This is a genomic window from Delftia sp. WSY_16 (assembly GCF_043104415.1).
GTDB classification, from domain to species: Bacteria; Pseudomonadota; Gammaproteobacteria; order Burkholderiales; family Burkholderiaceae_C; genus Comamonas; species Comamonas tsuruhatensis.
The window spans coordinates 135,034-160,372 of sequence record NZ_JBICKS010000019.1 but is presented as its reverse complement, the minus strand read 5'-3'; the positions used below and the strand labels follow the sequence as shown (position 1 = coordinate 160,372).

The window sequence follows — 25,339 nt, the reverse complement described above, 5'->3', positions numbered from 1 at the left end:
TTACCTCGTACACATGCAGCGACAGGAGGTGACGAATGCATCCATTTGACGAGATGTACACGATGACGCCGTTCGACGGCAGCGATGTGCGCCTGCACTACAAGGACTATGCGCAATGGCTTGCGCGCCAGTCCGAACAGACGCTGCGAGCGCGCAGCGCCGAGGCCGAGATCATCTTCCGGCGCGTAGGCATCACGTTCGCCGTCTACGGCGACAAGGATGAAAGTGGCGCCGGCACCGAGCGCCTCATTCCCTTCGACCTGATTCCGCGCGTCATCCCGTCCCATGAATGGGAGCGCATGCAGGCAGGCCTGGTGCAGCGCGTGACGGCGCTCAACCGCTTTCTGCACGACGTCTACCACGACCAGGAAATCCTGCGCGCGGGCCTGCTGCCGCGCGAGCTGGTGCTGAACAACAGCCAGTACCGCCCCGAGATGCGGGGCCTTGCCGTGCAGGGCGGCATCTACGCCCACATCGCCGGCATCGACATCGTGCGTGCCGCCAATGCCCAGGGCGAGGGCGTGTACTACGTGCTGGAGGACAACCTGCGCGTGCCTTCGGGCGTGTCTTACATGCTGGAGAACCGCCGCATGATGATGCGGCTGTTCCCCGACCTGTTCTCCCGTCATCCCGTGGAGCCCGTGGCCCACTATCCCGACATGCTGCTGGAGACGCTGCGCGCCAGCGCTCCGGCCGGCACGCCCGAGCCCACGGTGGTGGTGCTCACGCCCGGCATGTACAACAGCGCCTACTTCGAGCACGCCTTCCTGGCCCAGCAGATGGGCGTGGAGCTGGTCGAGGGCCAGGACCTGGTGGTGGACAAGGACGTGGTCTACATGCGCACCACGCGCGGCCTGCAGCGCGTGGACGTGATCTACCGGCGCGTGGACGATGATTTTCTGGACCCCGAAGTCTTCCGTCCCACCTCCACGCTGGGCTGCCCCGGCCTCATGCGCGCCTACCGCGCGGGCAACGTCAGCATCTGCAATGCGGCGGGCACGGGGGTGGCCGACGACAAATCGGTCTATCCCTATGTGCCGGAGATGATCCGCTTCTACCTGGGCGAGGAACCCATTCTGCAGAACGTGCCGACCTGGCTGTGCCGCAAGCCCGACGACCTGCGCTACGTGCTCGACCACCTGGATGAGCTGGTGGTCAAGGAAGTCCATGGCGCCGGTGGCTACGGCATGCTGATCGGGCCTGCCGCCTCGCGCGGCGAGATAGAGGATTTCCGCCGCGCGCTCATCGCCAATCCCGGCGGCTACATCGCGCAGCCCACGCTGGCGCTGTCCACCTGCCCCACCCTGGTGGAGCAGGGCATCGCGCCAAGGCATATCGACCTGCGTCCCTTCGTGCTCAGCGGCAATCAGGTACGCATGGTGGCCGGCGGCCTCACGCGCGTGGCGCTCAAGGAAGGCTCGCTGGTGGTCAATTCATCACAGGGCGGCGGCACCAAGGACACCTGGGTGCTCGGGGCCGGTGAGTCAAACGAGGGAGGACATTGAATGCTCAGCCGTACTGCCGATCATCTGTACTGGATGTCCCGCTACACGGAGCGTGCGGAGAACACTGCCCGCATGCTCAACGTCTCCTATGACACTTCCATGCTGCCCCAGGCGCCTCAGGCGGCGCGCAAGGCCTGGCAGGGCGTGCTGTCCATCAGCGAGCTGATCCCCGCCTATGCCTCCCGCCACGGCGAGGTGCAGCGAGAGGCCGTGCTGCACTTCATGGTGCGCGACGAGAGCAACTCCTCGTCCATCGCCTCCTGCCTGCGCGCTGCGCGGGAGAATGCGCGTGCCGTGCGCGGGGCGCTGACCACCGAGGCCTGGGAGACCCAGAACCAGACCTGGCTGGAACTCAAGCGCCTGCTGGCCGAGGGGGACTGGGAGCGCGATCCGGGCCAGTTCTTCGAATGGGTCAAGCACCGCTCGCACCTGTCGCGCGGCGTGACACTGGGCACCATGCTGCAGGACGAGGCCTTCCACTTCCTGCGCCTGGGCACCTTCATCGAGCGCGCCGACAACACGGCGCGCCTGCTGGACGTGAAATTCCACGCCATCGAGCGCGACTACCATGGCAGCGCGCGCAACGGAGCGTCGGGCAAAGGGGCCACGCCCTTCGACTTCTACCACTGGAGCGCGCTGCTGCGCAGCGTCTCGGCCTTCGAGGTCTACCGCAAGGTCTACCGCGACGTGATCACGCCCGAGCGCGTGGCCGAGCTGCTGATGCTGCGCAGCGACATGCCGCGCTCGCTGCTGGCCAGCATGCTGGAAGTGGTGGCCAACCTGGAAAGCGTGGCCAACGACCAGTCGCGCGAGACCCAGCGCAAGGCGGGCCGCCTGCTGGCTGACCTGCGCTATGCGCGCATCGACGAAATCCTGGCCACGGGCCTGCACGCCTATCTCACGCAGTTCCTGGATCGCGTGCACGACCTGGGTCAGGGCATCAGCCGCGACTTCCTGGTGCCTGCCTGAGCCGCCGTCGCCCAATGAACAAAGCCGCCCTCGGGCGGCTTTGTTCATTGGGGCAGGGCCATTCAGTCCTGCGCGCTGTCCAGCTCCAGCACAACGCCTTCGGCATCGCCGATGGGCACCACGTCGCAGTTGTCGCCAGGGCCTCCCCGGTCCACCACGATGAAGCGCGCGGGCGCGTTCAGGGCAATCAGCGAGTGGTGCCAGACGCCGCGGCGGTAGTTCACGCCCTGGCGTCCGTTGGTGATGAAGGCGCGCAGGTCGCCGGGCGCCACCTGCTCTCCCAGGGGCGCAACCACCACGATGAAGGGCTGGGCGTCCAGCGGCATGAAGGCCTGGCTGCCCAGGGGATGGCGCTCCATGCTCGTCAGCTGCAGGGGCAGCGCATAGGGGCGGGCGTGGAACAGGTTGATCAGCGCATGGCCCTCGCTGCCGCCCGTGTCCACGCGGGCCAGGGCATGGTAGCGCTCGGTCATGCCGTCATTGATCAGCAGCGGCGTGTGGCCTGCACTGTCGATGACCTCGCCAAACTCGGCAAAGGCTTCGGCGGTCAGCGGTTGGACGCGCAGGCGAAGGCGGGCGGGGCGGGTCTCTGACAAGGTATTCACGAAGTACTGCCTCTTGTTTTCATACTGGTATTACCAGTTTGCTGTTGCCTGGGGATTTTGTCAAATCTGAGTGACGCCAGCCTATGCCCTGCGCGTCATTTGCGGTGGTTCGGGTAAATGCGAGTGTGCATTGGCCGGCGGGAAGGGCAACATTCGCTCCGTATTTTCAGACCGGTCATACCAGTTGATCGCAACCCTTCAACCAAGGACTTCCTGATGTCATCACTTCCCGCATCCGCCGAGGCCGCCGGCGCGGCCCCGGCGCTGTCCAGCGAAACGCCGGCCGAGGCAGCCGTCTACCGCAAGGTGGCCTGGCGCCTGCTTCCCTTCATCATGGCCTGCTACGTGGCGGCCTATCTGGACCGGGTGAACGTGGGCTTTGCCAAGCTGCACATGCTGGCCGACCTGCAGTTCAGCGAGGCCATGTACGGCCTGGGCGCGGGGCTGTTCTTCATCGGCTATTTCTTCTTCGAGGTGCCCAGCAACATGCTGATGCACCGCATAGGAGCCAAGGCCACCATCTCGCGGATCATGATCATGTGGAGCCTGATCTCGGCGGCCATGATGTTCGTGACCACGCCCACGCAGTTCTACGTGCTGCGCTTCCTGCTGGGCGCGGCCGAGGCCGGTTTCTACCCCGGCATGATCCTGTACATGACCTACTGGTTTCCCTCGTACCGGCGCGCCCGCATGGTGGCGCTGTTCATGTGCGCGATCCCGGTCTCGGGCATCCTGGGCGGACCGCTGTCGGGCGGCATCATGGACCTGATGCAGGGCGTGGCGGGGCTGCGCGGCTGGCAATGGCTGTTCCTGATCGAGGCCATTCCCTCGCTGATCCTGGGCCTGGCCGTGCTCTGGTACCTGGATAACAGCATCCGCGCAGCGCGCTGGCTGACCGAGGCGGAAAAGACCCTGCTGGAGCGCAACATCGCTCGCGAGAACGCCAGCAAGAGCGACAGCCACGTCACGCTGCGCGCACTGTTTTCCGACCCGCGCATCATCAAGATGGCCATGATCTGCTTTTGCACCGTCATGGGCCAGTACGGGCTCACGTTCTGGCTGCCCAGCCTGATCCGCCAGTCGGGCGTGGAGGGTGCCTTCCAGATCGGCCTGCTGACGGCCGTGCCGTTTTCGGTGGCCGTGGTGTCCATGAACCTGGTCAGCCGCAGCTCGGACCGCATGCGCGAGCGCCGCTGGCACCTGATCGTTCCGTTCTGCGTGGGCGCGGCGGGCCTGATGCTGTCGGCCATCTTCAGCGGCAACGTCTACCTGTCGCTGGCCGCCCTGGCGCTGGCCGCGGGCGGCAGCCTGGCAACCTCGCCACTGTTCTGGAGCCTGCCCACGGCCATCCTGTCCAGCGCAGGCGCTGCGGCCGGCATTGCGCTGATCAACTCCTTCGCCAACCTGGCCGGCTTCATCAGCCCCTACATGATCGGCCTCATCAAGGATGCGACGCAGAGCACCAATGCGGCCATGTTCGTGCTGGCCGGCGTGCTGCTGTTCGGGGCCTTCCTGACCTATACCGTGCCCGCCAAACTGGTCAACAAGTAGCGCCGGACAGGGCGCGTGAACCGGCGGGCGAGGCGCGCAGTCGCTAAGATCGGCGCACCGCCCCCGGGCCAGAGATCCGCCAACGCATGGAACCCAGCACCGCCATCAGCACACCCGCCGGCAACCCTGCCAGCACCGCCGTTGCCGGCAATGCCGCCCGCGTGATCCGCGAGTGGATCGAGGGCGGCGTGTATCCGGTGGGCTCGCTCCTGCCTTCGCAGCGCGACCTGTCGGAGCAGTTGGGCATCAGCCGCACCTCGCTGCGCGAGGCGCTGTCCACGCTGCAGGGACTGGGCCTGGTCGTGGCCCGGCCTGGCAAGGGCATGTACGTGACCGAGGCGCCCGAGGCTGCGGCCGCAGACGCCTGGCGCTTTGCCGACTCGCATGCGCTCACCGATGTCTATCAGCTGCGCTACGCGCTGGAGGGCTTTGTGGCGCGCCTGGCGGCCCTGGTGGTGCAGCCTGAGGATGTGCAGGCCCTGCAGGCCAATCTGCAGGCCATGCAGCAGAGCATAGAGCGGGCCGATTTCGTGCAGGCCACGCGACTGGATTTCGAGTTCCACCTGCAGATCGCCACCATCTCGGGCAACCATGCCATCGCCGACGTGCTGCGCGGCAGCGGCGAGGTCATGCAGGAAAGCCAGCGCCTGCCGTTCTACAAGCGGGGCGCACGGCATGCGACCACCGAGGAGCATGCGGCCATCATCGATGCCCTGTCCCGCGGCCATCCCGAGCTGGCCCAGCAGGCCATGGCCACCCACATCGTGCAGGCGGCCCAGCGCGCGGGCGTGCACTTTCCCACCGGCCTGTAGGCACGCCAGCCCGTGCCTGATCGGCCGGGTTTTTGGCCTTACCATCATCGGCGCAGCGCATTTTTTCCCTATCTACAGACCGCCCGGATGCCGATCCATGACAAGCCAAGGAAATGAACTCTGCATACTGGCAGACGCCCTAGAGGCGCAGCGCGAAGGACTCTTGCAGACATGGCGCAAGGCCGTCAGGCGGGACCCGGCGCTGACCGCTGGTGAGGCGCTTCCCCGAACCCAGCTGAACGATCACATCCCGGCCGTGCTGGCCGCGTTCGAGCAGCAACTGCGGACACTGGGCGGTGCACCGGCAGACACCGCCGAGCCGCCGGGCGATGGCGAGCAGGCCGCCGCCCACGGCCTGCACCGCTGGCAGCAGGGCTATGACCTGCATGAAGTCGTGCGCGAGCTGGGGCTGCTCAACGAAGTCATGGTGGCGCAGCTGGAGGACTATGCCCAGGGGCGCCCTGATGCGCACGTCGCCATGCCCGTTGCGCGCAAGGCCTGGGCCGCCACCTATACCCGCGACGTTCAGGACAGCAGCACCCAGTATTTCCGCCTGCAGCAGCAGGAGGCCGAGGGCCATGTCCGGGACCTGGAAGCGGCGCTGCATGACCTGAGCGCGCTGGACCTGCAGCGCTCACAACTGTGGGAGCAGGTTGCGCATGACCTGCGCAGCAACGTCGGCGTGGTGGCCAATGTGACGCATGGCCTGGGCATGCAGCATGCGCCGGCGCAGTCGCGCGAGAAACTCCTGCGCATGCTGGACCGCAACGTCCAGTCGCTGCGACATCTGCTGGATGACGTGACGGAGCTGGCCAAGCTGCATGCCGGGCGCGAGCATCGCCAGCTGACCTCCTTTGACGCAGCCCAGGTGATCACCCATCTGTGCGAGGGACTGCAGGCCCTGGCCAACGATCGCGGCCTGTACCTGCACCTGCAGGGGCCGGGGACGATGCCGGTGGAGGGGGATGCCTTGAAACTGCGCCGCATCGCGCAGAACCTGGTGCTCAACGCGCTCAAGTACACCCAGGAGGGCGGCGTCACGGTGAAGTGGGCCCTTGGTGATGGGGAGGACCAGCGCCGCTGGATGCTCTCCATCGGGGATACGGGTCCAGGCATGGAGCCGGCGGCGCCCCTGGTTGCTGCCCTCAAGCACGCCACGGACCTGGACCCTTCGGGCCATCTGATGTCGGCGGCCTCCGCAGAGGTCCGCGCCGGGGGCGAGCCACGGCCCGGCGTCGCGGCGGCCCGCTACCGCAGCGGCGCAGGCGAGGGGATAGGCCTGTCCATCGTCAAGCGGCTGGCGGAATTGCTGGACGCCACGATCGAGGTGCAGTCGGCCGCGCAGACCGGCACGACCTTTCTGCTTCTGTTTCCGCTGCGATACGCCGACGAGTGACCGATAGCTGGGCCAGGAGATGAAAAAACGGGCACACAGGCCCGTCGTTTCGCGTGCGGGGCGCGGCCTGTGCCGCCGCCCCTGAGTCCGGTGCTCAGGACTCTTCGTCCATCTGCGACTGCAGATAGTTCTGGATGCCGACCTTGTCGATCAGGTCCAGCTGGGTTTCGAGGTAGTCGATGTGCTCCTCGGTATCGTCCAGGATCTTTTGCAGCAGGTCGCGCGAGACGTAGTCGCGCACGCTTTCGCAGTGGGCGATGCCGTCCTTGATGGTCTGCTGCGCGGTTTTCTCGCTGCTCAGGTCGCAAGCCAGGGCTTCGGGCACGTCCTCGCCGACTTGCAGCTTGCCCAGGTCCTGCAGGTTGGGCAGGCCGTCGAGCACGAAGATGCGGTCCATGAGCCAGTCGGCGTGCTTCATCTCGCCGATGGACTCCTTGTATTCCTTCTTGGCCAGCTTGTCGAAGCCCCAGTGCTTGTACATGCGGTAGTGCAGGAAGTACTGGTTGATGGCCGTCAGCTCGTTCTTGAGCTGGGCTTGCAGCCAGGTGATGACTTGTGCGTCGCCTTGCATGGGGAACTCCTTTGTTGTACGTGGGGGACCGCGCCGATCGCCGGCCGCTATAGGTGTGGATTGTCTAGGGTTTCTGCGTCAGATCAAGCAAACCCCTGTTATCACGCATTGGCTGCTTATGAGGCGCGTTCTCGTTTGCGGGCCGGCATGCTGACGCGGCTGCGGGGTTGCTGCATTGCCTTGTCATATTTCGGCCCAAAATAGCCTCTTCAGGCCGGTGGCGGGCTGGTCAAGCCCGCAGGCCTGGAGACAGGGATGTTCACATAGTTTTTGGCAATCAGATGAATTCAATCAATTCATTGGATCAATCGATGGCCTGGGCCTAGACTTCGTCCTGTGTTCACTCACCAACCACAAAGGAAACAGCAATGTCCGTGATCAACACCCAAATCAAGCCCTTCAAGACGCAGGCCTTCAAGAATGGCAAGTTCATCGAAGTGACCGAAAAGGACGTCCTGGGCAAGTGGGCCGTGTTCTTCTTCTACCCCGCTGACTTCACCTTCGTGTGCCCCACCGAACTGGGCGACGTGGCCGACCACTACGACGAACTGCAAAAGCTGGGCGTGGAAGTGTTCTCCGTGTCCACCGACACCCACTTCGTGCACAAGGCATGGCACGACACGTCTGACACCATCCGCAAGATCAAGTACACGATGCTGGGCGACCCCACCTGGGAAATCAGCAACAACTTCGAAGTCCTGCGTCCCGGCCAGGGCCTGGCTGACCGCGGCACCTTCATCGTCGATCCCGATGGCGTGATCCAGGCCGTGGAAATCACCGCCGAAGGCATTGGCCGCAACGCCGTCGATCTGCTGCGCAAGGTCAAGGCTGCCCAGTACGTCCGCAACCACCCCGGTGAAGTCTGCCCCGCCAAGTGGGAAGAAGGCGACAAGACCCTGGCTCCTTCGCTCGACTTGGTCGGCAAGATCTAAGCGGTACACCGCTTCCTGTTCACAGTTGAACTGTTGAAGACGCCCGGGTGCCTGGCGCCCGGGCTTTTTTTTCCGAAAATTCGTATTTCCCTAGGAGTCCGACATGCTTGACAACAACCTGAAAGCCCAATTGCAGGCCTACCTGGAGCGCCTGCAGCGTCCGGTGGAGCTGGTGGCTTCGCTGGATGACAGCCAGGGTGCGCGCGAGCTGAAGGAACTGCTGCTGGAAATCCGCGAGCTGAGCGACAAGATCACCGTCGTCGAGCACAACGACGCCGAGGTGCGCAAGCCCTCGTTCCTGATCACCAATCCCGGCGTGGACAGCGGCGTGCGTTTCGCAGGCGTCCCCCTGGGCCATGAATTCACCTCGCTGGTGCTGGCCCTGCTGCAGGTCGGCGGCCATCCGTCCAAGGAATCGGCCGAACTGCTGGAGCAGGTGCGCAATATCGACGTGCCGCTGCACTTCGAGACCTATTACTCGCTGTCCTGCCACAACTGTCCCGACGTGGTGCAGGCGCTGAACCTGATGTCCGTGCTCAATCCCAAGATCAGCCATACCGCCATCGACGGCGGGCTGTTCCAGAAGGAAGTCGAGCAGCGCGAAGTCATGGGCGTGCCCACCGTCTTTGTGAACGGCGAGCGCTTCGGCCAGGGCCGCATGGAGCTGGCCGAGATCGTCGCCAAGGTCGATACCGGCGCCGCTTCGCGTGAAGCGGCCAGGATTTCCGCCAAGGACGCCTTCGACGTGCTGATCGTCGGTGGCGGCCCCGCCGGCGCGGCCGCTGCCATCTATGCGGCACGCAAGGGCATCCGCACCGGCATTGCCGCCGAGCGCTTCGGCGGCCAGGTGCTGGACACCGTGGACATCGAGAACTTCATCTCGGTCTCCAAGACCGAAGGCCCTCAGCTGGCCGCCGCCATGGAGCGCCATGTGCGCGACTACGAGGTGGACATCATGAACCTGCAGACGGCGTCCAAACTGATTCCGGCTGCCACGGAAGGCGGGCTGATCGAGGTGCAGACCGCCTCGGGCGCCAGCCTCAAGGCCAAGACCGTCATCCTCTCGACCGGCGCGCGCTGGCGCAACATGAACGTGCCGGGCGAGGACAAGTACCGCACCAAGGGCGTGACCTACTGCCCGCACTGCGACGGACCGCTGTTCAAGGGCAAGAATGTGGCCGTCATCGGCGGCGGCAACTCGGGCGTGGAAGCGGCCATCGACCTGGCCGGCATCGTGCGCAGCGTGACGCTGCTGGAGTTCGCCAGCGAGCTCAAGGCCGATGCCGTGCTGCAAAAGAAGCTCAAGAGCCTGCCCAATGTGACCGTCATCCTCAACGCCCAGACCACCGAGGTCAACGGCGACGGCAAGAAGGTCACCGGCCTGACCTACAAGGACCGCACGACGCAAGAGGTCAAGACCGTGGCGCTGGAAGGCATCTTCGTGCAGATCGGCCTGCTGCCCAACACCGACTGGCTCAAGGGCACGGTGGAGCTGACCCGCTTCGGCGAGATCGTGATCGATGCCAAGGGCCACACCAGCGTGCCCGGCGTGTTCGCCGCAGGCGACTGCACCAACGTGCCGTACAAGCAGATCATCATCGCTGCCGGTGCCGGCTCCACGGCTGCGCTGTCGGCCTTCGACCACCTGATCCGCCACTGAGCTGAACAGGCGTGAGAAAGGGCCCGGATGCCTCGGCATCCGGGCTTTTTTTCATTCCGGCGCTGTCAGGCGCGTGCCTTGCCGGCGCAGGTGGCACACAGATGGCTGTCCAGCAGCCCGGTATGCCAGCAGGGATTGCTCCAGGGCCTATGCGCCAGATCAAATCAATGAATGAGAACTATTCGCATATAATTTTTCTTCATCCAGCCAGCACATGACGCGCCAACGGCTGGCGGGCCAACCGCCAGCCGCTGCAACCAGAAGCCAGCTCTCGCACATCCATGTTGATCAGAGAGAGAGGGCTTCGCAATGGCTTACGACTTCGAAATGCAATCATGCGCCCGGCGGGCGCGCCATCCCCTGGCCGCCGCCTGCGCGCTGCTGTGCGCCTCCGCTGCCCTGGCCCAGGGGCCGGGGCAGGCCGCCGCAGACGCGGCAAATGCCGCAAACGCCGGAGATGCCGACACGCAATTGCTGGCGCAGGCCGCACCCGGGGCACGGACCCGTGCCCCGGCCCTCAAGGAGATGGTGATCAGCGCCTCGCGCGAGGTGCAGGACCCTGACACCCTGCCCATGAGCATCGACGTGATCGACGCCGGCCGCATGGAGCGCGAGCAGGCCAGCGACATCCGCGAGATGGTCAACCTGCTGCCCAATGTCGATGTGCCGCGCGCCCCGGCCCGCTTCTCGCTGGCGGCCTCGTCGGCCGGGCGTGACCAGAACAGCGGCTTCAACATCCGTGGCCTGGATGGCAACCGCGTGCTCATGCTGGTCGATGGCGTGCGCCTGCCGCGCAGCTACAGCTTCAGCGCCAACAGCTTCGGCCGCGACTACCTGGACCTGGGCCTGGTGCAGCGCGTGGAAATCCTGCGCGGCTCCACGCCCGCGCTGTATGGATCGGACGGCATGGGCGGCCTGGTCAACTTCGTGACCGTGCAGCCGGACGATCTGCTGGGCAGGGACAAGCGCATCGCCGGCCGCGTGGCTGCCGGCTATGACGGCTCGGACAACGGCCGCAAGCTGGGCGCCACCGTGGCGGGCCGAGTCAGCCCCGAATGGGCCTGGCTGCTGTCGGCGGGCCTGGGCCGCTCCCGTGCGCTGGAGAACATGGGCACGAACAACGTGACGGGCGCGGCGCGCACCACGCCCAATCCCGAGAAAGACCGCAGCGAATCGCTGATGGGCCGCCTGGTCTTCACGCCCAGCGCCGTGCAAAAGCATGTCTTCACCTTCGAGAACGTGGACAAGCGCGCCGACTACGCCCTGCTGTCCGCGCGCTCGGCCACCGTGGCCAATTCCGACTCGCGCACCGACATGAAGCGCTGGCGGGCCAGCTGGCAGGGTCAGTGGCAGCAGCTGGGCACGGCGCTGGCCGACGAACTGCAGCTGATGGCCAGCTACCAGAAGTCCGACGCGCGCGAATTCGTCACCGAGACGCGCATCGGTCTGCCGTACCGCGAGCGCGACGTGACCTATGACGAGGACTCGATCCAGCTGCACGCCCAGGCCAGCCGCCTGCTGCGCTGGAGTTCCTCGGCCAGCGGCAAGTTCACCTACGGGCTGGACTACCTCCGCAACAAGGTGGTCAACGTGCAAAACGGCATCACGCCGCCCGCGGGCGAGAGCTTCCCGCTCAAGCGCTTCCCCGACACCACCGAAAGCGCCACCGCCCTGTTCGCCCAGGCCGAACTGCACAACGGCCCCTGGAGCGTGACCCCGGGCCTGCGCGCCGAGCACTACAGCATCAAGCCCCGGCAGAACGGCTTTGTGCCCACCGTGGTCAGCAACTCGGACTCCGCGCTCTCGCCCAAGCTGGGCGTGATGCTGCAGGCCAGCCCGGTCTGGTCCGTCTATGGCAACTATGCGGCAGGTTTCCGGGCGCCCAACGCCGGGCAGATCAACGCCTTCTTCGAGAACCCGGTGGCGTTCTACCGCAACATTCCGAATCCCGACCTGCGGCCCGAAAAGAGCCAGACCTTCGAGCTGGGCCTGCGCGGGCGCATGGACAGGCTGCGCCTGGACGCCGCCGTGTTCACGGGACGCTACAAGGACTTCATCGTCGACCAGCAACTGGTTGCGGGCCAGCCCGGCAACGCGGCCAACCCCGCCATCTACCAGTCCATCAACGTGGGCCGCGCCCGCATCAGCGGCTTCGAACTCAAGGCCGACTACGACTGGGGCCGCTGGGCCGGCGGCGACTGGCAGACGCGCCTGGCCTACGGCTACACCGACGGCAAGGACACGCAGTCCGACAAGCCGCTGGACACCATCTCGCCCCAGCAACTGGTGCTGGGCGTGCGCTACGAGCGCTCTGTCGTGGGCGTGCAGTTCAACGTCTCGCACTGGAGCGGCAAGAAGGCCGGCGACGTGTCCAACGGCAGCACGGCCTGGCTCAGCCCCTCGGCCACGGTGCTGGACCTGAGCGCGCAATGGCGCATCCGTCCCGACCTGCGCCTGAACGCCGGCATCTACAACCTGACCGACAGGAAGTACTGGCGCTGGTCCGATGTGCGCGGCCTGCTGGCCACCACGGCGATTGCCGACGCCTACAGCCAGCCGGGGCGCCATGCGCGCGTCTCGCTGATCAAGGATTTCTGAAGCCCGGCGCCTGAAGGCCAGGTGCCGCGACCCGTGTCCCAACGATGTTTTGCAACGCAAGGAGAGCCCCATGCACCGTACCGAGAGTGAAAGCCTTGCCCGTGACGAGGAATACCTGCTGGCCGAAGGCGAGGCCCAGCTGGCCGCCACGCTGGCGCTGATGACCGGCTTCGGCCACGGTTGCTGCGAGGCCCACCGGCCCGCCATTGCCGGCAAGGTGGCCGATCAACTGCAGGGCCTGTCCGGCGACAGCAGCTTTTCGCCGGACATGCGGGCCTTGCTGCAACGCCTGCAGCGGCGCTGGCAGGCGGTCTCCGAGGCCAGCGCCGCGCAGCGCGCACCCCGGGCCGAGGCGGCGGCCGAGACCCGCCATCCCTCCGTTGCCCACGCGCTCTGGCATGCCCCTTTGGAGACCCTGCAATGATCACCACCGCCGCCGCAGCCTGCGATGACCTGCTGATTCCCGTCAATGCGCCCGACGTGCGCCAGCGCTTTGCCCAGGCACGCCAGAGCGGCCTGCGTGCCAAGGAGGCCGCCGAATCCATGGGCCTGCCCGAAGGCGCCGCCATCGGCGCCCACGCGGGCCTGCATGACGGCGGCCTGCAGGTCGTGCCGCTGCGCGCGCAGTGGCTGCAGGTGCTGCGCGCGCTGCAGGACTGCGGCACCGTGATGGCGCTCACGCGCAATGAGTCCACGGTGCATGAGAAGACGGGCGTGTACCAGAAGCTCTCGGCCAGCGGTGGCGTGGGATTGGCGCTGGGCCGCGAGATCGACCTGCGCCTGTTCTTTGCCCAATGGCATGCCGGCTATGCCGTGACCGAGCAGCCCGCCCAGGCTGGAAGGCCGGCCACGCACAGCCTGCAGTTCTTCAATGCCCACGGCCGCGCCGTGCACAAGGTCCATGCGCGCGAGTCCACCGACATGGCAGCGTGGGATGCGCTGGTACGGCGCTTTGCCGAGCCCAGCGCGGGATACCTGTTTCGCCATGCCCGGCCCAGAGCGCTGCCGCAGTCCGACAAGGTCATCGACGTGCACGGCCTGAGCGCCGCTTGGGATGCCCTTCAGGACACGCATGAATTCTTCGACCTGCTGCGCCGGTTCGGCGTGGAGCGCCAGCAAGCCTTCCGCCTGGTCCCCGGCCATTGCGCGCGGCTGGCACCCGAGTCCGTGGCCCAGTTGCTGGGCGATGCGGCGGTGGACGGGCTGCCCATCATGGTCTTCGTGGACAGCGGCGGCTGCATCCAGATCCATACCGGCCCCGTGCACAACATCCAGCCCATGGGCACGCCCGGCGGCGCGCAATGGATCAATGTGCTGGACCCGGGCTTCAACCTGCATCTGCGCTGCGACATGATCGCCAGCGTCTGGGCCGTGCCAAAGCCCACGGCCGATGGCGTGGTCACCTCGGTCGAGGCCTTCGACGCGCAGGGCGATCTGATGGCCATGTTCTTTGGCGAGCGCAAACCGGGCCTAGCCGAACTGCCGGGATGGCGCGAGCTGGTGGCGGGCTTGCCGCGCTTGGCAGTGCAGACACTGGCCTGAGCGGCCCAGGCCCTGGAAAGAGCCGGCCGGGCCGCCTCAGAGATGCACGGTGGCGGCCACCAGCCTGCCCACCAGCGGACGCACCACCATCACGCAGACAAAGGCCACGGGCATGGCCAGCACATAGGTCTGCATCACGCGCCGCAGGTAGTCGGCGCCCAGGCCGCTGTTGGCGCCGACGATGGCGCAGCACATCAGAAACGCCATGATGGCCGACATGTAGAAGGCAAAGACGATGGGCGCGAAGCGGCGGTGCAGCTTGCGGCTGCGCGGCGCCGCAGGGGTTGCGGGAGCGATGGAGGCAGAGGTATCGGGCATGAAGGCGTATCCGGTCAGGCCGCTTGTCGATTCGGCGCGGCAAGTGCGCAACTGTAGGCAAGGCCCGGACCGCCGTGTAGAGGGCTGCAGCTTGGTGCACTCGTAAGCTATATTGATGAATTGATTTTTCATCCATAGGTTTTTGTGCCTAATCTGCGCTCCATCGAGACCTTCGTCAAAGCCCTGGAAGGCGGCTCCATCGCCTCGGCCGCGCGCCAGCTGGGTATTTCTCCTGCAGCGGCCAGCCAGAACATCGCCCGGCTGGAGCGCGAACTGGGCACGCGCCTGATCACGCGCACCACGCGCTCCATGGCGTTGACCGAAGCCGGCGAGCGCTATCTGGCACGTGTGGGCCCTGTGCTGCAGGAGCTGGAAAAAGCGCAGTCCGACCTGTCGCAGCTGCATGGCGAACTGCAGGGCCGGCTGCGCATCGCCTGCATGGCCGCCTTTGGCCGCCATGTGCTGGCGCCGCTGCTGCCGGCCTTTGCCGCGCGGCATCCCCGGCTGGAGCTGGAGTTGCTGGTGGTGGACCGGCAGGTGGATGTGCTCAAGGAAGACGTGGACATCAGCGTGCGCTACCGCGATGTGCTGGAGCCCGGCATGGCCGTGCGCCAGCTGGCGGCCGTGCCGCGCGTGCTGTGCGCCTCGCCGGCCTACCTGCAGGCCCACGGCAGGCCGCAGACCGCGCAGGACCTGCTCGACCATGCCTGCCTGCTGTACCGGCGCGAGGCCGATGGCCGCTTCATGCGCTGGCCGTTTTCGCGCGACGGCAAGCGCGTGGACCCGCAGCTGCGCGTGACCGCCATCGCCAGCGATGTCGATGCACTCACCGAAATGGCCGTGGCCGGTGGCGGCATCGTCTGGATCGGCAGCTTCATCGCCCACCGGTACATGCGCGAAGGGCTGCTGCAGCCGCTGGCCCTGGGCCCGGCGCGCAAGGGGCAGCTGCACTTCGATGACACCACGCTGGATTTCTTCGCCTGCTTTCGCGACCGCCAGTACGTGCCGACCAAGGTGCGTGCCCTGGTGGACTACCTGGTCGAGACGCTGCCGCAGCAGCCCATGCTGCGCTGGAACGCCTCGGCCTGAGACAGGGTTCAGTGCCCCAGGTGCTGCGGCAGGACTTCCTGCAGGATCGTGGTGGCGATTTCCTCGATGGACTTGGTGGTGCTGGACAGCCACTGGATGCCGCTGCGGCGCATCATGGACTCGGCCTCGGCCACCTCGTAGCGGCAGTTGGCAAGGCTGGCGTACTTGGAGTCGGGCCGGCGCTCGTTGCGGATGCTGGACAGGCGCTGGGGGTCGATGGTCAGGCCGAACAGCTTCTTGCGGTAGGGCACCAGGGCGGGCGGCAGCTGCTTGCGCTCGAAATCCTCGGGAATCAGCGGGTAGTTGGCCACCTTGAGACCGAACTGCATGGCCAGGTACAGGCTGGTGGGCGTCTTGCCGCTGCGCGAGACGCCGACCAGGATCACGTCGGCGCCCGTCAGGTCCTGGTGGGTCTGGCCGTCGTCATGGGCCAGCGTGTAGTTGATGGCCTCCATGCGCTCCAGGTATTCCTTGCTTTCGCTGATGTCGGCGAAGCGGCCCACGCGGTGCAGCGACTTCTGGCCCAGCTCCAGCTCCAGCGGCCGCACGAAGGTGCCGAACATGTCGAATACCTTGCCCTTGCATTGGCTCTCGATCAGGTCGAGCATGTCCTGGTTGACCAGGGTGGTGAAGACGATGGGCTTGTGGCTTTCCGACTCGGCCACATGGTTGATCTGCCGCACGGCCTGGTGGACCTTGTCCATGGTGTCCACGAAGGGGATGCGGACCAGGCGCGACTTGGTGTCGAACTGGGCCATGATGGCCGTGCCAAAGGTCTCGGCTGTAATGCCAGTGCCATCGGAGATGACGAAGATGGTGTGGGTGTGCATGGTGGTCGGGCTCTGGACAGGGGGCTGCCGTCGGTTCACGGCAAACGCCTACAATGGCGCCCATTATTCCCAATTTCCCATCCATGCTCGCTGCCGGCCTCCAACCAGAACAGCAAAGCCTCGCGCACGCCTGCGTGGGTGGATCGACCGTGCCCGGCTTTGGCAGCCGGGGCGGCGCACTACGGTTTTCAACTTCTGGAGCTTTCCCATGTCTCAACTGTTCGAGGCCACCGCCCTCGTCGTTCCGTTTGAACAACTGAGGATGACCGATGTCGAGTCCGTAGGCGGCAAGAACGCCTCGCTCGGCGAAATGATCTCGCAGCTGCCGCAGGGCGTGCGCGTGCCCACGGGCTTTGCCACCACGGCCCATGCCTTCCGCCAGTTCCTGGCCCACGACGGCCTGGCCGACAAGATCATTGCCAAGCTGGCCGCCCTGGACGTGGAAGATGTCCGCGCCCTGGCCCAGGTCGGTGCCGAGATCCGTGCCCTGGTCGAGAACCAGCCCTTCCCGGCCGATCTGGAGCAGGCCATCCGCGAGGAATTCGTGCGCCTGCAGGGCGGCAACGAGGCAGCCTCGTTCGCCGTGCGTTCCTCGGCCACGGCCGAAGACCTGCCCGACGCCTCGTTCGCCGGCCAGCAGGAAACCTTCCTGAACGTGGTGGGCATCGAGTCGGTGCTGCACAAGATGAAGGAGGTGTTCGCCTCCCTTTACAACGACCGCGCCATCTCCTACCGCGTGCACAAGGGCTTTGCCCATGACGTGGTGGCCCTGTCGGCCGGCGTGCAGCGCATGGTGCGCTCCGACCTGGGCGCGGCCGGCGTGATGTTCACCATCGACACCGAATCGGGCTTCGAGGACGTGGTCTTCATCACCTCCAGCTACGGCCTGGGCGAGACCGTGGTGCAGGGCGCCGTCAATCCTGACGAGTTCTATGTGCACAAGCCCATGCTCAAGGCCGGCAAGAAGGCCCTGATCCGCCGCAACCTGGGCTCCAAGCTGATCCAGATGGTCTTTGCCTCGCCCGAGGAAAAGGCCGCCAGCGGCCGCCTGGTCAAGACCACCGACGTGGCCCATGAGCTGCGCAACCGCTACTCGCTGTCCGACGAGGACGTGCAGCAGCTGGCCCACTATGCCCTGGTCATCGAGCAGCACTATGGCCGCCCCATGGACATCGAGTGGGGCAAGGACGGCACGGACGGCCAGCTCTACATCCTGCAGGCCCGTCCCGAGACCGTGAAGAGCCAGGCCAAGGGCCAGGCCGAGCAGCGCTATGCCCTCAAGGGCACGGGCAATGTGCTGGCCGAAGGCCGCGCCATCGGCCAGAAGATCGGCACGGGCCCGGTGCGCCTGGTCAATGACATCGCCAACATGGACCAGGTCCAGCCCGGCGACGTGCTGGTGACCGACATGACCGATCCCAACTGGGAGCCGGTGATGAAGCGCGCCTCGGCCATCGTCACCAACCGTGGCGGCCGCACCTGCCACGCGGCCATCATTGCGCGCGAACTGGGCATTCCGGCCGTGGTCGGCTGCGGCAACGCCACCGATCTGCTCAAGGACGGCACCCTGGTCACCGTCAGCTGCGCCGAAGGCGATACCGGCAAGATCTATGACGGCCTGATCGAGACCGAGGTCACCGAGGTGCAGCGCGGCGAGATGCCCGCCATCAAGACCAAGATCATGATGAACGTGGGCAACCCCCAGCTGGCCTTCGACTTCGCCCAGCTGCCCAACGAGGGCGTGGGCCTGGCCCGCCTGGAGTTCATCATCAACAACAACATCGGCGTGCACCCCAAGGCCATCCTGGACTATCCCGCCGTGGATGCCGACCTCAAGAAGGCCGTGGAGTCCGTGGCCCGTGGCCATGCCTCGCCGCGCGCCTTCTACGTGGACAAGGTCGCCGAAGGCGTGGCGACGATTGCCGCCGCCTTCTGGCCCAAGCCCGTGATCGTGCGCATGTCGGACTTCAAGTCCAACGAGTACCGCAAGCTCATCGGCGGCAGCCGCTACGAGCCCGAGGAAGAGAACCCCATGCTGGGCTTCCGTGGCGCGGCGCGCTACATCTCCGAGGACTTCGGCGAGGCCTTCCGCATGGAGTGCGAGGCACTGCGCCGCGTGCGCGAGGACATGGGCCTGACCAACGTGCAGATCATGATTCCCTTCGTGCGCACGCTCAAGCAGGCCGAGCGCGTCACCCAGCTGCTGGCGGCCAACGGCCTCAAGCGCGGCGACAACGAACTCAAGCTCATCATGATGTGCGAGGTGCCCTCCAACGCCATCCTGGCGGACGAGTTCCTCGAGTTCTTCGACGGCTTCTCCATCGGCTCCAACGACCTGACCCAGCTCACGCTGGGCCTGGACCGCGACTCCGGCCTGGAGCTGCTGGCCGCCGACTTCGACGAGCGCGACCCCGCCGTGCGCAAGATGCTGTCGCGCGCCATCAAGGCCTGCCTGGACCAGGGCAAGTACGTGGGCATCTGCGGCCAGGGCCCGTCCGATCACCCGGACTTCGCCCAATGGCTGGCTGACGAAGGCATTGCCTCCATCTCGCTGAATCCCGACAGCGTGGTCGCCACCTGGCAGCGCCTGGCGCAGTAAGGGCTGGCAGCGTCGCCATGCATACGCCGGACGCGCACTTGCATGACGACGCAGTCGGGGGACCGTCCGAAGGCGAGACCTTCGCCCCCGACCTGCACGACATCCACCATCTGTGGCTCAAGGCCGTGCTGCTCGCGGTCTGGGTCGCCGTCTCCTTCGGTGCCTGCTACTACGCACGCGACCTGCAGGCGCTGGTCCCCGACTGGCCGCTGGCCTACTGGTTCGCGGCCCAGGGGGCAGTCCTGATGTTCCTGGCCATCGTCATCGTCTATTGTCTGTCCATGGACCATTTCGAGCGCCGCGAGGCCCGGGCCGCTGCCCCGTCTGAACCCGCCGCCCCGCAACCGCCCGCCCCGCCGTCGCCTCCCGGCCATGGCTGAGCGCTCGCTGCTGACGGCCGCCTCCCGCTGGCGGCTGCACCGCATCGTGGCCCTGTACACGCTGGGCGTGCTCGGCTTTCTGGCCCTCATGTTCTGGGCCGAGCAGCAAGGCCTGTCGCGCCACTGGATAGGCCCCATCTTCCTGTTCTTCACCGTCATGGTCTACGCGGCCATCGGCGTGTACCTGCGCACCAGCGATCCCGAGGAGTACTACGTCGCGGGCCGGCGCATCCCGCCCTTCTACAACGGCATGGCGGCAGCGGCGGACTGGGTCAGCGCGGCGTCCTTCATCAGCCTGTCGGGGGCGCTGTACCTGCAGGGCTTTGCCGGCGTGCCGGGGCAGGCCGGCGGACTGGCCTACCTGCTGGGCTGGACGGGCGGCTTTTGCCTGGTCGCCATGCTGATCGCGCCGCACCTGCGGGCGATGAAGCTCTACACCATTCCCGACTTCTTCCAGCAGCGCTACGGCGGGCGCTGGCCGCGCGTGATCGCGGCGCTGGCTGCCGTGACCTGCTCGTTCACCTATGTGGTGGCCCAGATCTACGGCGTGGGGCTGATTGCCTCGCGGCTGACGGGCGTGCAGTTCGAGATCGGCATCATGCTGGGCCTGGGCGGCGTGCTGCTGTGCTCCTTCCTGGGCGGCATGCGTGCCATCACCTGGACCCAGGTCGCGCAGTACGTGGTCATCCTGCTGGCCTTTCTGATCCCCGTGTCCTGGCTGGCCTACCGGCAGATGGGCAACCCCGTGGCGCCGCTGGCCTATACGGCCCAGCTCGGCCAGATCGCGGAGATGGAGCAGCGCCTGCTGGATTCGCCGGCCGAACAGGAAGTGGTCGCCGCCTACCGCCTGCGCGCCGAGGTGCTGGAGGACAAGCTCAAGGACGTGCCGCGCGTGCTGGCCGCCGAGCGCCAGCAGCTTTCCGAGCGCATACGCGATCTGCGCACGCGCAGCGGCGACATTGGCGCCATCATGGCGGCCAGCCGCGAACTGGCCGCCATGCCGCGCGACGAAGCGACTGCGCGCGCCCTGTGGACACGCCAGCTGCAGGAGATGCGCGAGCGCGAGAAGCCGCTGGGCGGCATTCCGCTGCACAGCCTGCCCTTTGCCGGCAACCCCGATGGATCGGCCGAGGAACGTCAGGTCTACGAGGACAGCCGGCGCAACTTCCTGGCGCTGATGTTCTGTCTCATGGCCGGCACGGCAGGCCTGCCGCATTTGCTCACGCGCTACTACACGGCGCCCTCGGTGTCGGGGGCGCGGGCCTCGGTGGGCTGGACGCTGTTCTTCATCGGCGTGCTGTACATGAGCGCGCCGGCCCTGGCCGTGCTGGTCAAGTTCGAGGTCATGAACAACCTGGTGGGCATACGCTTCGATGAATTGCCCACCTGGATGGCGCAGTGGGCCCGGGTCGATGCCTCGCTGCTGGCCGTGGAAGACGTCAATGGCGACGGTGTCCTGCAGTTCGGCGAGATCCGCATGGGCGCCGACCTCATCATGCTGGCCACGCCCGAGCTGGGTGGCATGCCCTACGTGGTCTCGGGCCTGGTCGCGGCGGGCGGCCTGGCCGCCGCGCTGTCCACGGCCGATGGCCTGCTGCTGACCATCAGCAATGCGCTGGTGCGCGACTTGTACTTTCGCGCGCGGCGGCGCCGCGCCTCGCCCGAGCAGCGCGTGATCCTGTCCAAGTTCGCGCTGCTGGTGGTGGCGCTGTCGGCCGCCTTCGTGGCCTCGCGCCGTTCCTCGGACATCCTGCCCATGGTCACGGCCTCGTTCTCGCTGGCGGCATCGGCCTTTGTTCCGGCCATGGTGCTGGGCATCTTCTGGCGCGGCACCACGCGTCGCGGGGCGGTGGCCGGCATGCTGGCCGGCCTGGGCATCACCGTCTACTACATGGTCTCGCACGTGCCCGCGCTGCAGCCTGTGTTGCCCGAGGCGCTGCATGCCCGCCTGTGGTGGGGCATACAGCCGATTTCCTCGGGTGTCTTCGGCGTGCCGGCGGGCCTGCTGGTGACCTGGCTGGTCAGCTGCCTGGACCCGCGCCGGCGCGCTGCGGCGCGCTCCGTGCCAGGGCGCGTGGCCTGACGCGGCATGGGCTCCATGGGCCGACGTCATTGCCAACGAAATTGCCAATTTTTGTCTTGATGGCAGATCTGGATCAGTCCCGGCCCAACTGAAGCCCGCGCGTGCTGGAAAACCCGCTTTTGGGAGCCGGAGGCTCATGACACGCTGCGAGCCGTGTCCGATCCGATCCCCTGCAGAGAATTGCGTCCGCCATGCATCTTGTGAAAACGTCCGCCGGCCAACAGGCATTCAAGGAACGCCATGCCGATCTCTCTCCCCGGCTGCGCTCGGCCTTTTTGCTGTTTGACGGCCAACGCAGCGTGGCGCAGGTGCTGCAGGCCGTTGCCGGCATGGGCGTGACCCAGGACGAAATCCTGGCGCTGGTGGAGCGCGAATGGCTGGCGCCCCGCGATGCAGCCGAACCCCGGCTGGGCGTGGTGGCCGTTGCGGCGCCCGCCGTCACTGCTGCCGCCGCATCGCCGGCCCAGCCTGCCGGCGATGCGTCTGCGCCATCCGAGCCTTCGCTGGCCGTGCGCTACCGCAACGCCTATCCGCTGGCGGTGGCCATCACGGCCAATATGGGGCTCAAGGGATTCCGGCTCAACCTGGCCGTGGAGGCGGCCATGGGCTACGACCAGCTCGTGGCGCTGGCCCCGCGCCTGCGCGAGGCTGCCAGCCCCGCCAGCTATGTGCCGCTGCACGAGGCGCTGTTCGGCAAAGCCCCCTGAGCGAGAAGCCGCCCCCACGCTGTCCTTGCCGCGCAAGGTCAGATGCTCCTGGGGGCTCTTTGGACGCTCCGGAAATGAAAAAAGGCAAGGCGCCTTCGCGCCTTGCCCTTGCGTGGGCCAGCGGGTGCAGGCTCAGACGGCCAGCAGCTCCACATCGAACTTCAGCGTGGCGTTGGGCGGGATCACGCCGCCAGCGCCGCGTGCGCCGTAGCCCAGTTCGGCCGGGATGATCAGGGTGCGCTGGCCGCCCACCTTCATGCCTTGCACGCCTTCGTCCCAGCCCTTGATCACCATGCCGCCGCCCAGGGGGAAGACGAAGGGATCGTTGCGGTCCTTGCTGGAGTCGAACTTCGCGCCTTGCACGCCGTTGTTGTAGAGCCAGCCCGTGTAGTGCACGGTCACGCTGCGGCCGCGCTGGGCCTCGGCGCCGTCACCCACGACGGTGTCTTCATACTGCAGGCCGGATGCGGTGGTGGTGAAAGCCATGGTGGTATTCCTTGAGAGAGAAACGGTGGGGGAAAAAGACTGTCCGGCGGCAAGAGGGCGAAGGGCCTGGCCGCAAGAATCACTTCTTAGCGCGCGCGGCCACCCAGCGGTTGGCGAATGCCTGCACATCGGACAGGCGCTTGAGCAGGTCCTGGCCGGCCAGCGTCACGGTATAGCCGTCGGAGCCATGCTCCAGCAGCCCGCATTCGCGCAGTTCCTTGATGCGGGTGTTCAGCGTGTTGGGCGTGATGCCGCCCACGCTGTCTTGCAGCAGTCGAAAGGTCTGAGGATGGCCGTCACGCAAAGCCCACAGCACGCGCAACGCGTAGCGGCATTCGAGTTTCTCGAACAGCTGGTTGATGGCGGCGTTTTCCTTGGAGCTCATGACGCTTCTCCTTGCGCAATGGTGTGTGTGAGCCGGCGGGGGCATCCGGGTGGGACGCGCGCCGAGCCAAGTCCCGGGGAACTATAGCTCTGGATCCATTCTGCTACAAGTTTGGTAGCTCAAAACCCACAGCGGCAATGCGCTTCGCTAGAGGAATACGCGAATCTCCGAACCAGTGTTGCAGGCCCGCCACGCAACCTGCCCGCTGGACTTCGGTTTCTCAGCTCTTGAGTTTGAGCAGATAGGTCATGACGCTGGCCGTGGTGTGCTCCAGCTCCAGAAAGCCGCTGAAATCGCGGCCTGCCTGCCACGAAGGCTCCCAGCGGTTCTGCCGCAGGGCGCGCTGCCAGCTTTCGTGCTGGGTCGCCTGCTCCACGGCGCCCAGCAGGGCCTGGGCGCGTGCGGTGCTGACCTGCTTGCCCGTGAAGACGGCGCGCCAGTTGGCCATGTCGGCATCCAGTCCCTGTTCGCGGAACGAAGGCAGGCCGAACAGGCTGCGGCGCGAAGACACGCCAATGGCGCGCAGCCTGCCGCTGGCCAGGGCTTCGCTGAACTCGCTGTAGCCGGACACGCCCATGCGCGCATCGCCCTTGAGCAAGGCCTCCACCACCTGGGCGCCGCCCGGAAAGGGCTTGTAGACCAGTTGCTCGGGCGCCGCCTTGGCGGCGCGCGTGAGCAGGCCGGCAAACATGTGGTCCACGCCGCCGGCCGAGCCGCCCGCAAACGACTGGTGGGCCAGATCGCTGCGCAGCGCGGCGACCAGGTCCTTGGCATTGCGGATGGGGGAGTCGGCAGGCACGGCCACTACCAGATAGTCGCTGGTCAGGCGGGCAATCGGCTGCACGTGCGACATGTTCACGGCCGGCTTTTGCAGCGCCACGGCGCCGACCATGACCATGCCGCCGATCAGCAGCGCATCGGGGTCCTGGCCATGGCGTTCGACAAACTGTGCCAGGCCGATGGTGCCGCCCTTGCCGCCCAGGTTTTCATACTCCACGCGATCTGCCGCGCCGCAGGCCACCAGGGCCGCGCCCAGTGCGCGGCCGGTCTGGTCCCAGCCGCCCCCGGCATTGGCCGGAATGACGATGCGCAGGCTGGCGGCCACGCGCTGGCCCCCGGCGGCAGCGCGCGGCGCATGGGCCGCAGGCGTTGCAGTGGGCGGCGCGGCATGGGCCAGCGGGGAGCACAGCATGGCCAGGGCTGCGCCCTGTGCCAGCAGCTGGCGGCGGTTCTGGCGCGTGCCGTCACCGGAGGGGGCGGCGTTGGCAGTGGTTTGCGAAAAGCTCGGAAGGCGCATGCAGTCTCCAATCGGGTTCGCGCGCCATTGTGGGCGCAAATGAATCAGAAAAGCAGATTATGTAAGCATGTGCGTCAGCTAGTTGACATAACGCAGGCTGTCTGGCGGCATGGGTGCCAGATGCTTCAGGCGAGGGCCCACCGACGGTGCATCGCTGTCCCGGGATGCGTGGGGGCATGCGCGCTCCGGGGGCAAGGAGCGGAGATGGAGCGCCGTGACACAGATGTCGATTAAGCCGGTAAAGCTTGTGTAAATGCGATCAATTCTTATTCGTGGGCGGTAGAATCCCCCGGCCTTTTTCTTTCCTGTGCTCCCCGTGGCCGCCGCCGTGATGGTTGTGGCCGCGTGGTGCTGCCGCCTGCCTCTGTTGCGATGACATCCCCCAAACCGGACCCTCGGCGCCGTTCCTACTGGCTCAAGACACTGCACGAGTGGCATTGGGTCAGCTCTGCGCTGTGCCTGATCGGCATGCTGCTGTTCGCCGTCACGGGGTTCACGCTCAACCATGCGGGGCAGATCGAGTCCAAGCCGCGCATCGTGCGCGGCGAGGCGGCATTGCCGGACGCGCTGCGCGTGCAGCTGGTCCGGCAGCAGGCCAGCCAGTCGCGCGACCGTGCTCCCGTGCCTGCGCCATTTGCGGACTGGGTGCGCGGCCAGTGGGGGCTTGAAGCCGAGGGCCGCGATGCCGAATGGACGGCCGACGAGCTGTATGTGTCCCTGCCTCGCCCCGGTGGCGATGCCTGGGTGCGCGTGGCCCTGGCCGATGGCGAGGCCGAATACGAGCGCACCGACCGGGGCTGGATCGCCTATCTGAACGATCTGCACAAGGGCCGCAACACGGGCGCTGCCTGGAGCTGGTTCATCGATATCTTTGCCGCAGCCTGCCTGGTGTTCACCGTCACCGGGCTGTTCATCCTGAAGATGCACGCGGGCAACCGTCCCTTCACCTGGCCCATGGTCGGCATGGGGCTGGTGATTCCCATGCTGCTGGCCCTCCTGTTGATCCACTGAGAACCGAAAGAGC

At 66.5% G+C, this 25,339-nt stretch carries 23 protein-coding genes; 16 read left to right on the top strand and 7 right to left on the bottom strand.

Annotated elements, in window-relative coordinates; genetic code table 11:
* Positions 1 to 35 precede the first annotated feature (35 nt).
* Entirely contained in the window at positions 36 to 1,505 is a 1,470-nt protein-coding gene (locus tag ACF8O7_RS10155) for a circularly permuted type 2 ATP-grasp protein (protein ID WP_016447617.1), read from the top strand.
* The gene (locus tag ACF8O7_RS10150; protein ID WP_016447616.1) at positions 1,506 to 2,474 is read left to right on the top strand and encodes an alpha-E domain-containing protein; all 969 of its coding nucleotides are present in this window, start codon (positions 1,506 to 1,508) and stop codon (positions 2,472 to 2,474) included. It begins immediately after the preceding gene.
* A 62-nt stretch (positions 2,475 to 2,536) separates the two neighbouring features.
* On the opposite strand, the gene ACF8O7_RS10145 is transcribed toward ACF8O7_RS10150, so the two are convergent.
* A complete protein-coding gene (locus ACF8O7_RS10145; RefSeq protein WP_046238231.1) occupies positions 2,537 to 3,079 on the bottom strand; it encodes an ureidoglycolate lyase in 543 nt (180 codons plus the stop codon).
* Positions 3,080 to 3,295: 216 nt separating this feature from the next.
* Between ACF8O7_RS10145 and ACF8O7_RS10140 the strand changes: the two genes are divergently transcribed.
* From ACF8O7_RS10140 to ACF8O7_RS10130, 3 genes are all read left to right on the top strand, one after another.
* Complete coding sequence (locus ACF8O7_RS10140; protein WP_016447614.1) at positions 3,296 to 4,630, top strand: MFS transporter; 1,335 nt, start codon at positions 3,296 to 3,298, stop codon at positions 4,628 to 4,630.
* An 86-nt stretch (positions 4,631 to 4,716) separates the two neighbouring features.
* The gene (locus ACF8O7_RS10135; RefSeq protein ID WP_016447613.1) at positions 4,717 to 5,442 is read left to right on the top strand and encodes a FadR/GntR family transcriptional regulator; all 726 of its coding nucleotides are present in this window, start codon (positions 4,717 to 4,719) and stop codon (positions 5,440 to 5,442) included.
* A 97-nt stretch (positions 5,443 to 5,539) separates the two neighbouring features.
* Positions 5,540 to 6,838: a sensor histidine kinase gene (locus ACF8O7_RS10130; protein ID WP_126310720.1), complete on the top strand. Its 1,299-nt coding sequence runs from the start codon at positions 5,540 to 5,542 to the stop codon at positions 6,836 to 6,838.
* A 94-nt stretch (positions 6,839 to 6,932) separates the two neighbouring features.
* On the opposite strand, the gene bfr is transcribed toward ACF8O7_RS10130, so the two are convergent.
* On the bottom strand, positions 6,933 to 7,409 hold the full coding sequence (bfr, locus tag ACF8O7_RS10125; RefSeq protein WP_016447611.1) for a bacterioferritin: 477 nt from the start codon (positions 7,407 to 7,409) through the stop codon (positions 6,933 to 6,935).
* A gap of 368 nt (positions 7,410 to 7,777) precedes the next feature.
* Between bfr and ahpC the strand changes: the two genes are divergently transcribed.
* From ahpC to ACF8O7_RS10100, 5 genes are all read left to right on the top strand, one after another.
* Complete coding sequence (gene ahpC, locus ACF8O7_RS10120) at positions 7,778 to 8,341, top strand: alkyl hydroperoxide reductase subunit C (protein WP_012206871.1); 564 nt, start codon at positions 7,778 to 7,780, stop codon at positions 8,339 to 8,341.
* Positions 8,342 to 8,444: 103 nt separating this feature from the next.
* On the top strand, positions 8,445 to 10,001 hold the full coding sequence (gene ahpF / locus ACF8O7_RS10115) for an alkyl hydroperoxide reductase subunit F (protein ID WP_310041168.1): 1,557 nt from the start codon (positions 8,445 to 8,447) through the stop codon (positions 9,999 to 10,001).
* A gap of 309 nt (positions 10,002 to 10,310) precedes the next feature.
* Complete coding sequence (locus ACF8O7_RS10110; RefSeq protein WP_126310718.1) at positions 10,311 to 12,599, top strand: TonB-dependent hemoglobin/transferrin/lactoferrin family receptor; 2,289 nt, start codon at positions 10,311 to 10,313, stop codon at positions 12,597 to 12,599.
* 70 nt (positions 12,600 to 12,669) lie between these two features.
* Positions 12,670 to 13,023, top strand: coding sequence for a hypothetical protein (locus tag ACF8O7_RS10105; protein ID WP_016447606.1), 354 nt, complete (start codon positions 12,670 to 12,672; stop codon positions 13,021 to 13,023).
* Positions 13,020 to 14,141, top strand: a complete 1,122-nt coding sequence (locus tag ACF8O7_RS10100) for a hemin-degrading factor (RefSeq protein ID WP_126310716.1) — start codon at positions 13,020 to 13,022, stop codon at positions 14,139 to 14,141. Before ACF8O7_RS10105 ends, ACF8O7_RS10100 begins: the two co-directional genes overlap by 4 nt.
* Before the next feature lie 36 nt (positions 14,142 to 14,177).
* On the opposite strand, the gene ACF8O7_RS10095 is transcribed toward ACF8O7_RS10100, so the two are convergent.
* A complete protein-coding gene (locus ACF8O7_RS10095; protein ID WP_016447604.1) occupies positions 14,178 to 14,459 on the bottom strand; it encodes a DUF2798 domain-containing protein in 282 nt (93 codons plus the stop codon).
* A 144-nt stretch (positions 14,460 to 14,603) separates the two neighbouring features.
* Between ACF8O7_RS10095 and ACF8O7_RS10090 the strand changes: the two genes are divergently transcribed.
* Positions 14,604 to 15,548: a LysR family transcriptional regulator gene (locus ACF8O7_RS10090; RefSeq protein ID WP_043791855.1), complete on the top strand. Its 945-nt coding sequence runs from the start codon at positions 14,604 to 14,606 to the stop codon at positions 15,546 to 15,548.
* An 8-nt stretch (positions 15,549 to 15,556) separates the two neighbouring features.
* On the opposite strand, the gene ACF8O7_RS10085 is transcribed toward ACF8O7_RS10090, so the two are convergent.
* Positions 15,557 to 16,378 (bottom strand): pyruvate, water dikinase regulatory protein, encoded by an 822-nt coding sequence (locus tag ACF8O7_RS10085; protein WP_016447602.1) that lies wholly within the window; start codon positions 16,376 to 16,378, stop codon positions 15,557 to 15,559.
* A gap of 208 nt (positions 16,379 to 16,586) precedes the next feature.
* Here ACF8O7_RS10085 and ppsA point away from each other — a divergent pair, with 208 nt between their 5' ends.
* The 4 genes from ppsA (at position 16,587) to ACF8O7_RS10065 (ending at position 22,147) form a co-directional block, all read left to right on the top strand.
* Entirely contained in the window at positions 16,587 to 18,977 is a 2,391-nt protein-coding gene (ppsA, locus tag ACF8O7_RS10080) for a phosphoenolpyruvate synthase (RefSeq protein WP_126310714.1), read from the top strand.
* Between the two features lie 17 nt (positions 18,978 to 18,994).
* Complete coding sequence (locus tag ACF8O7_RS10075; protein WP_016447600.1) at positions 18,995 to 19,357, top strand: DUF4212 domain-containing protein; 363 nt, start codon at positions 18,995 to 18,997, stop codon at positions 19,355 to 19,357.
* Complete coding sequence (locus ACF8O7_RS10070) at positions 19,350 to 21,440, top strand: VC_2705 family sodium/solute symporter (RefSeq protein WP_016447599.1); 2,091 nt, start codon at positions 19,350 to 19,352, stop codon at positions 21,438 to 21,440. The genes ACF8O7_RS10075 and ACF8O7_RS10070 overlap by 8 nt, the downstream gene beginning before the upstream one ends.
* A 191-nt stretch (positions 21,441 to 21,631) precedes the next feature.
* Complete coding sequence (locus ACF8O7_RS10065; RefSeq protein ID WP_016451268.1) at positions 21,632 to 22,147, top strand: hypothetical protein; 516 nt, start codon at positions 21,632 to 21,634, stop codon at positions 22,145 to 22,147.
* A gap of 132 nt (positions 22,148 to 22,279) precedes the next feature.
* Here the strand turns inward: ACF8O7_RS10065 and ACF8O7_RS10060 are convergent, their stop codons facing one another.
* From ACF8O7_RS10060 to ACF8O7_RS10050, 3 genes are all read right to left on the bottom strand, one after another.
* Entirely contained in the window at positions 22,280 to 22,633 is a 354-nt protein-coding gene (locus ACF8O7_RS10060) for an FKBP-type peptidyl-prolyl cis-trans isomerase (protein ID WP_012206859.1), read from the bottom strand.
* Between the two features lie 79 nt (positions 22,634 to 22,712).
* Positions 22,713 to 23,018: a helix-turn-helix domain-containing protein gene (locus ACF8O7_RS10055; protein WP_012206858.1), complete on the bottom strand. Its 306-nt coding sequence runs from the start codon at positions 23,016 to 23,018 to the stop codon at positions 22,713 to 22,715.
* Positions 23,019 to 23,238: 220 nt separating this feature from the next.
* Positions 23,239 to 24,315 carry a tripartite tricarboxylate transporter substrate binding protein gene (locus ACF8O7_RS10050; protein WP_126310711.1) on the bottom strand — a complete coding sequence of 359 codons (1,077 nt, stop codon included), beginning with the start codon at positions 24,313 to 24,315 and terminating at the stop codon, positions 23,239 to 23,241.
* A 372-nt stretch (positions 24,316 to 24,687) separates the two neighbouring features.
* On the opposite strand from ACF8O7_RS10050, the gene ACF8O7_RS10045 reads away from it, so the two are divergent.
* On the top strand, positions 24,688 to 25,326 hold the full coding sequence (locus ACF8O7_RS10045; protein WP_126310709.1) for a PepSY-associated TM helix domain-containing protein: 639 nt from the start codon (positions 24,688 to 24,690) through the stop codon (positions 25,324 to 25,326).
* Positions 25,327 to 25,339: the final 13 nt, after the last annotated feature.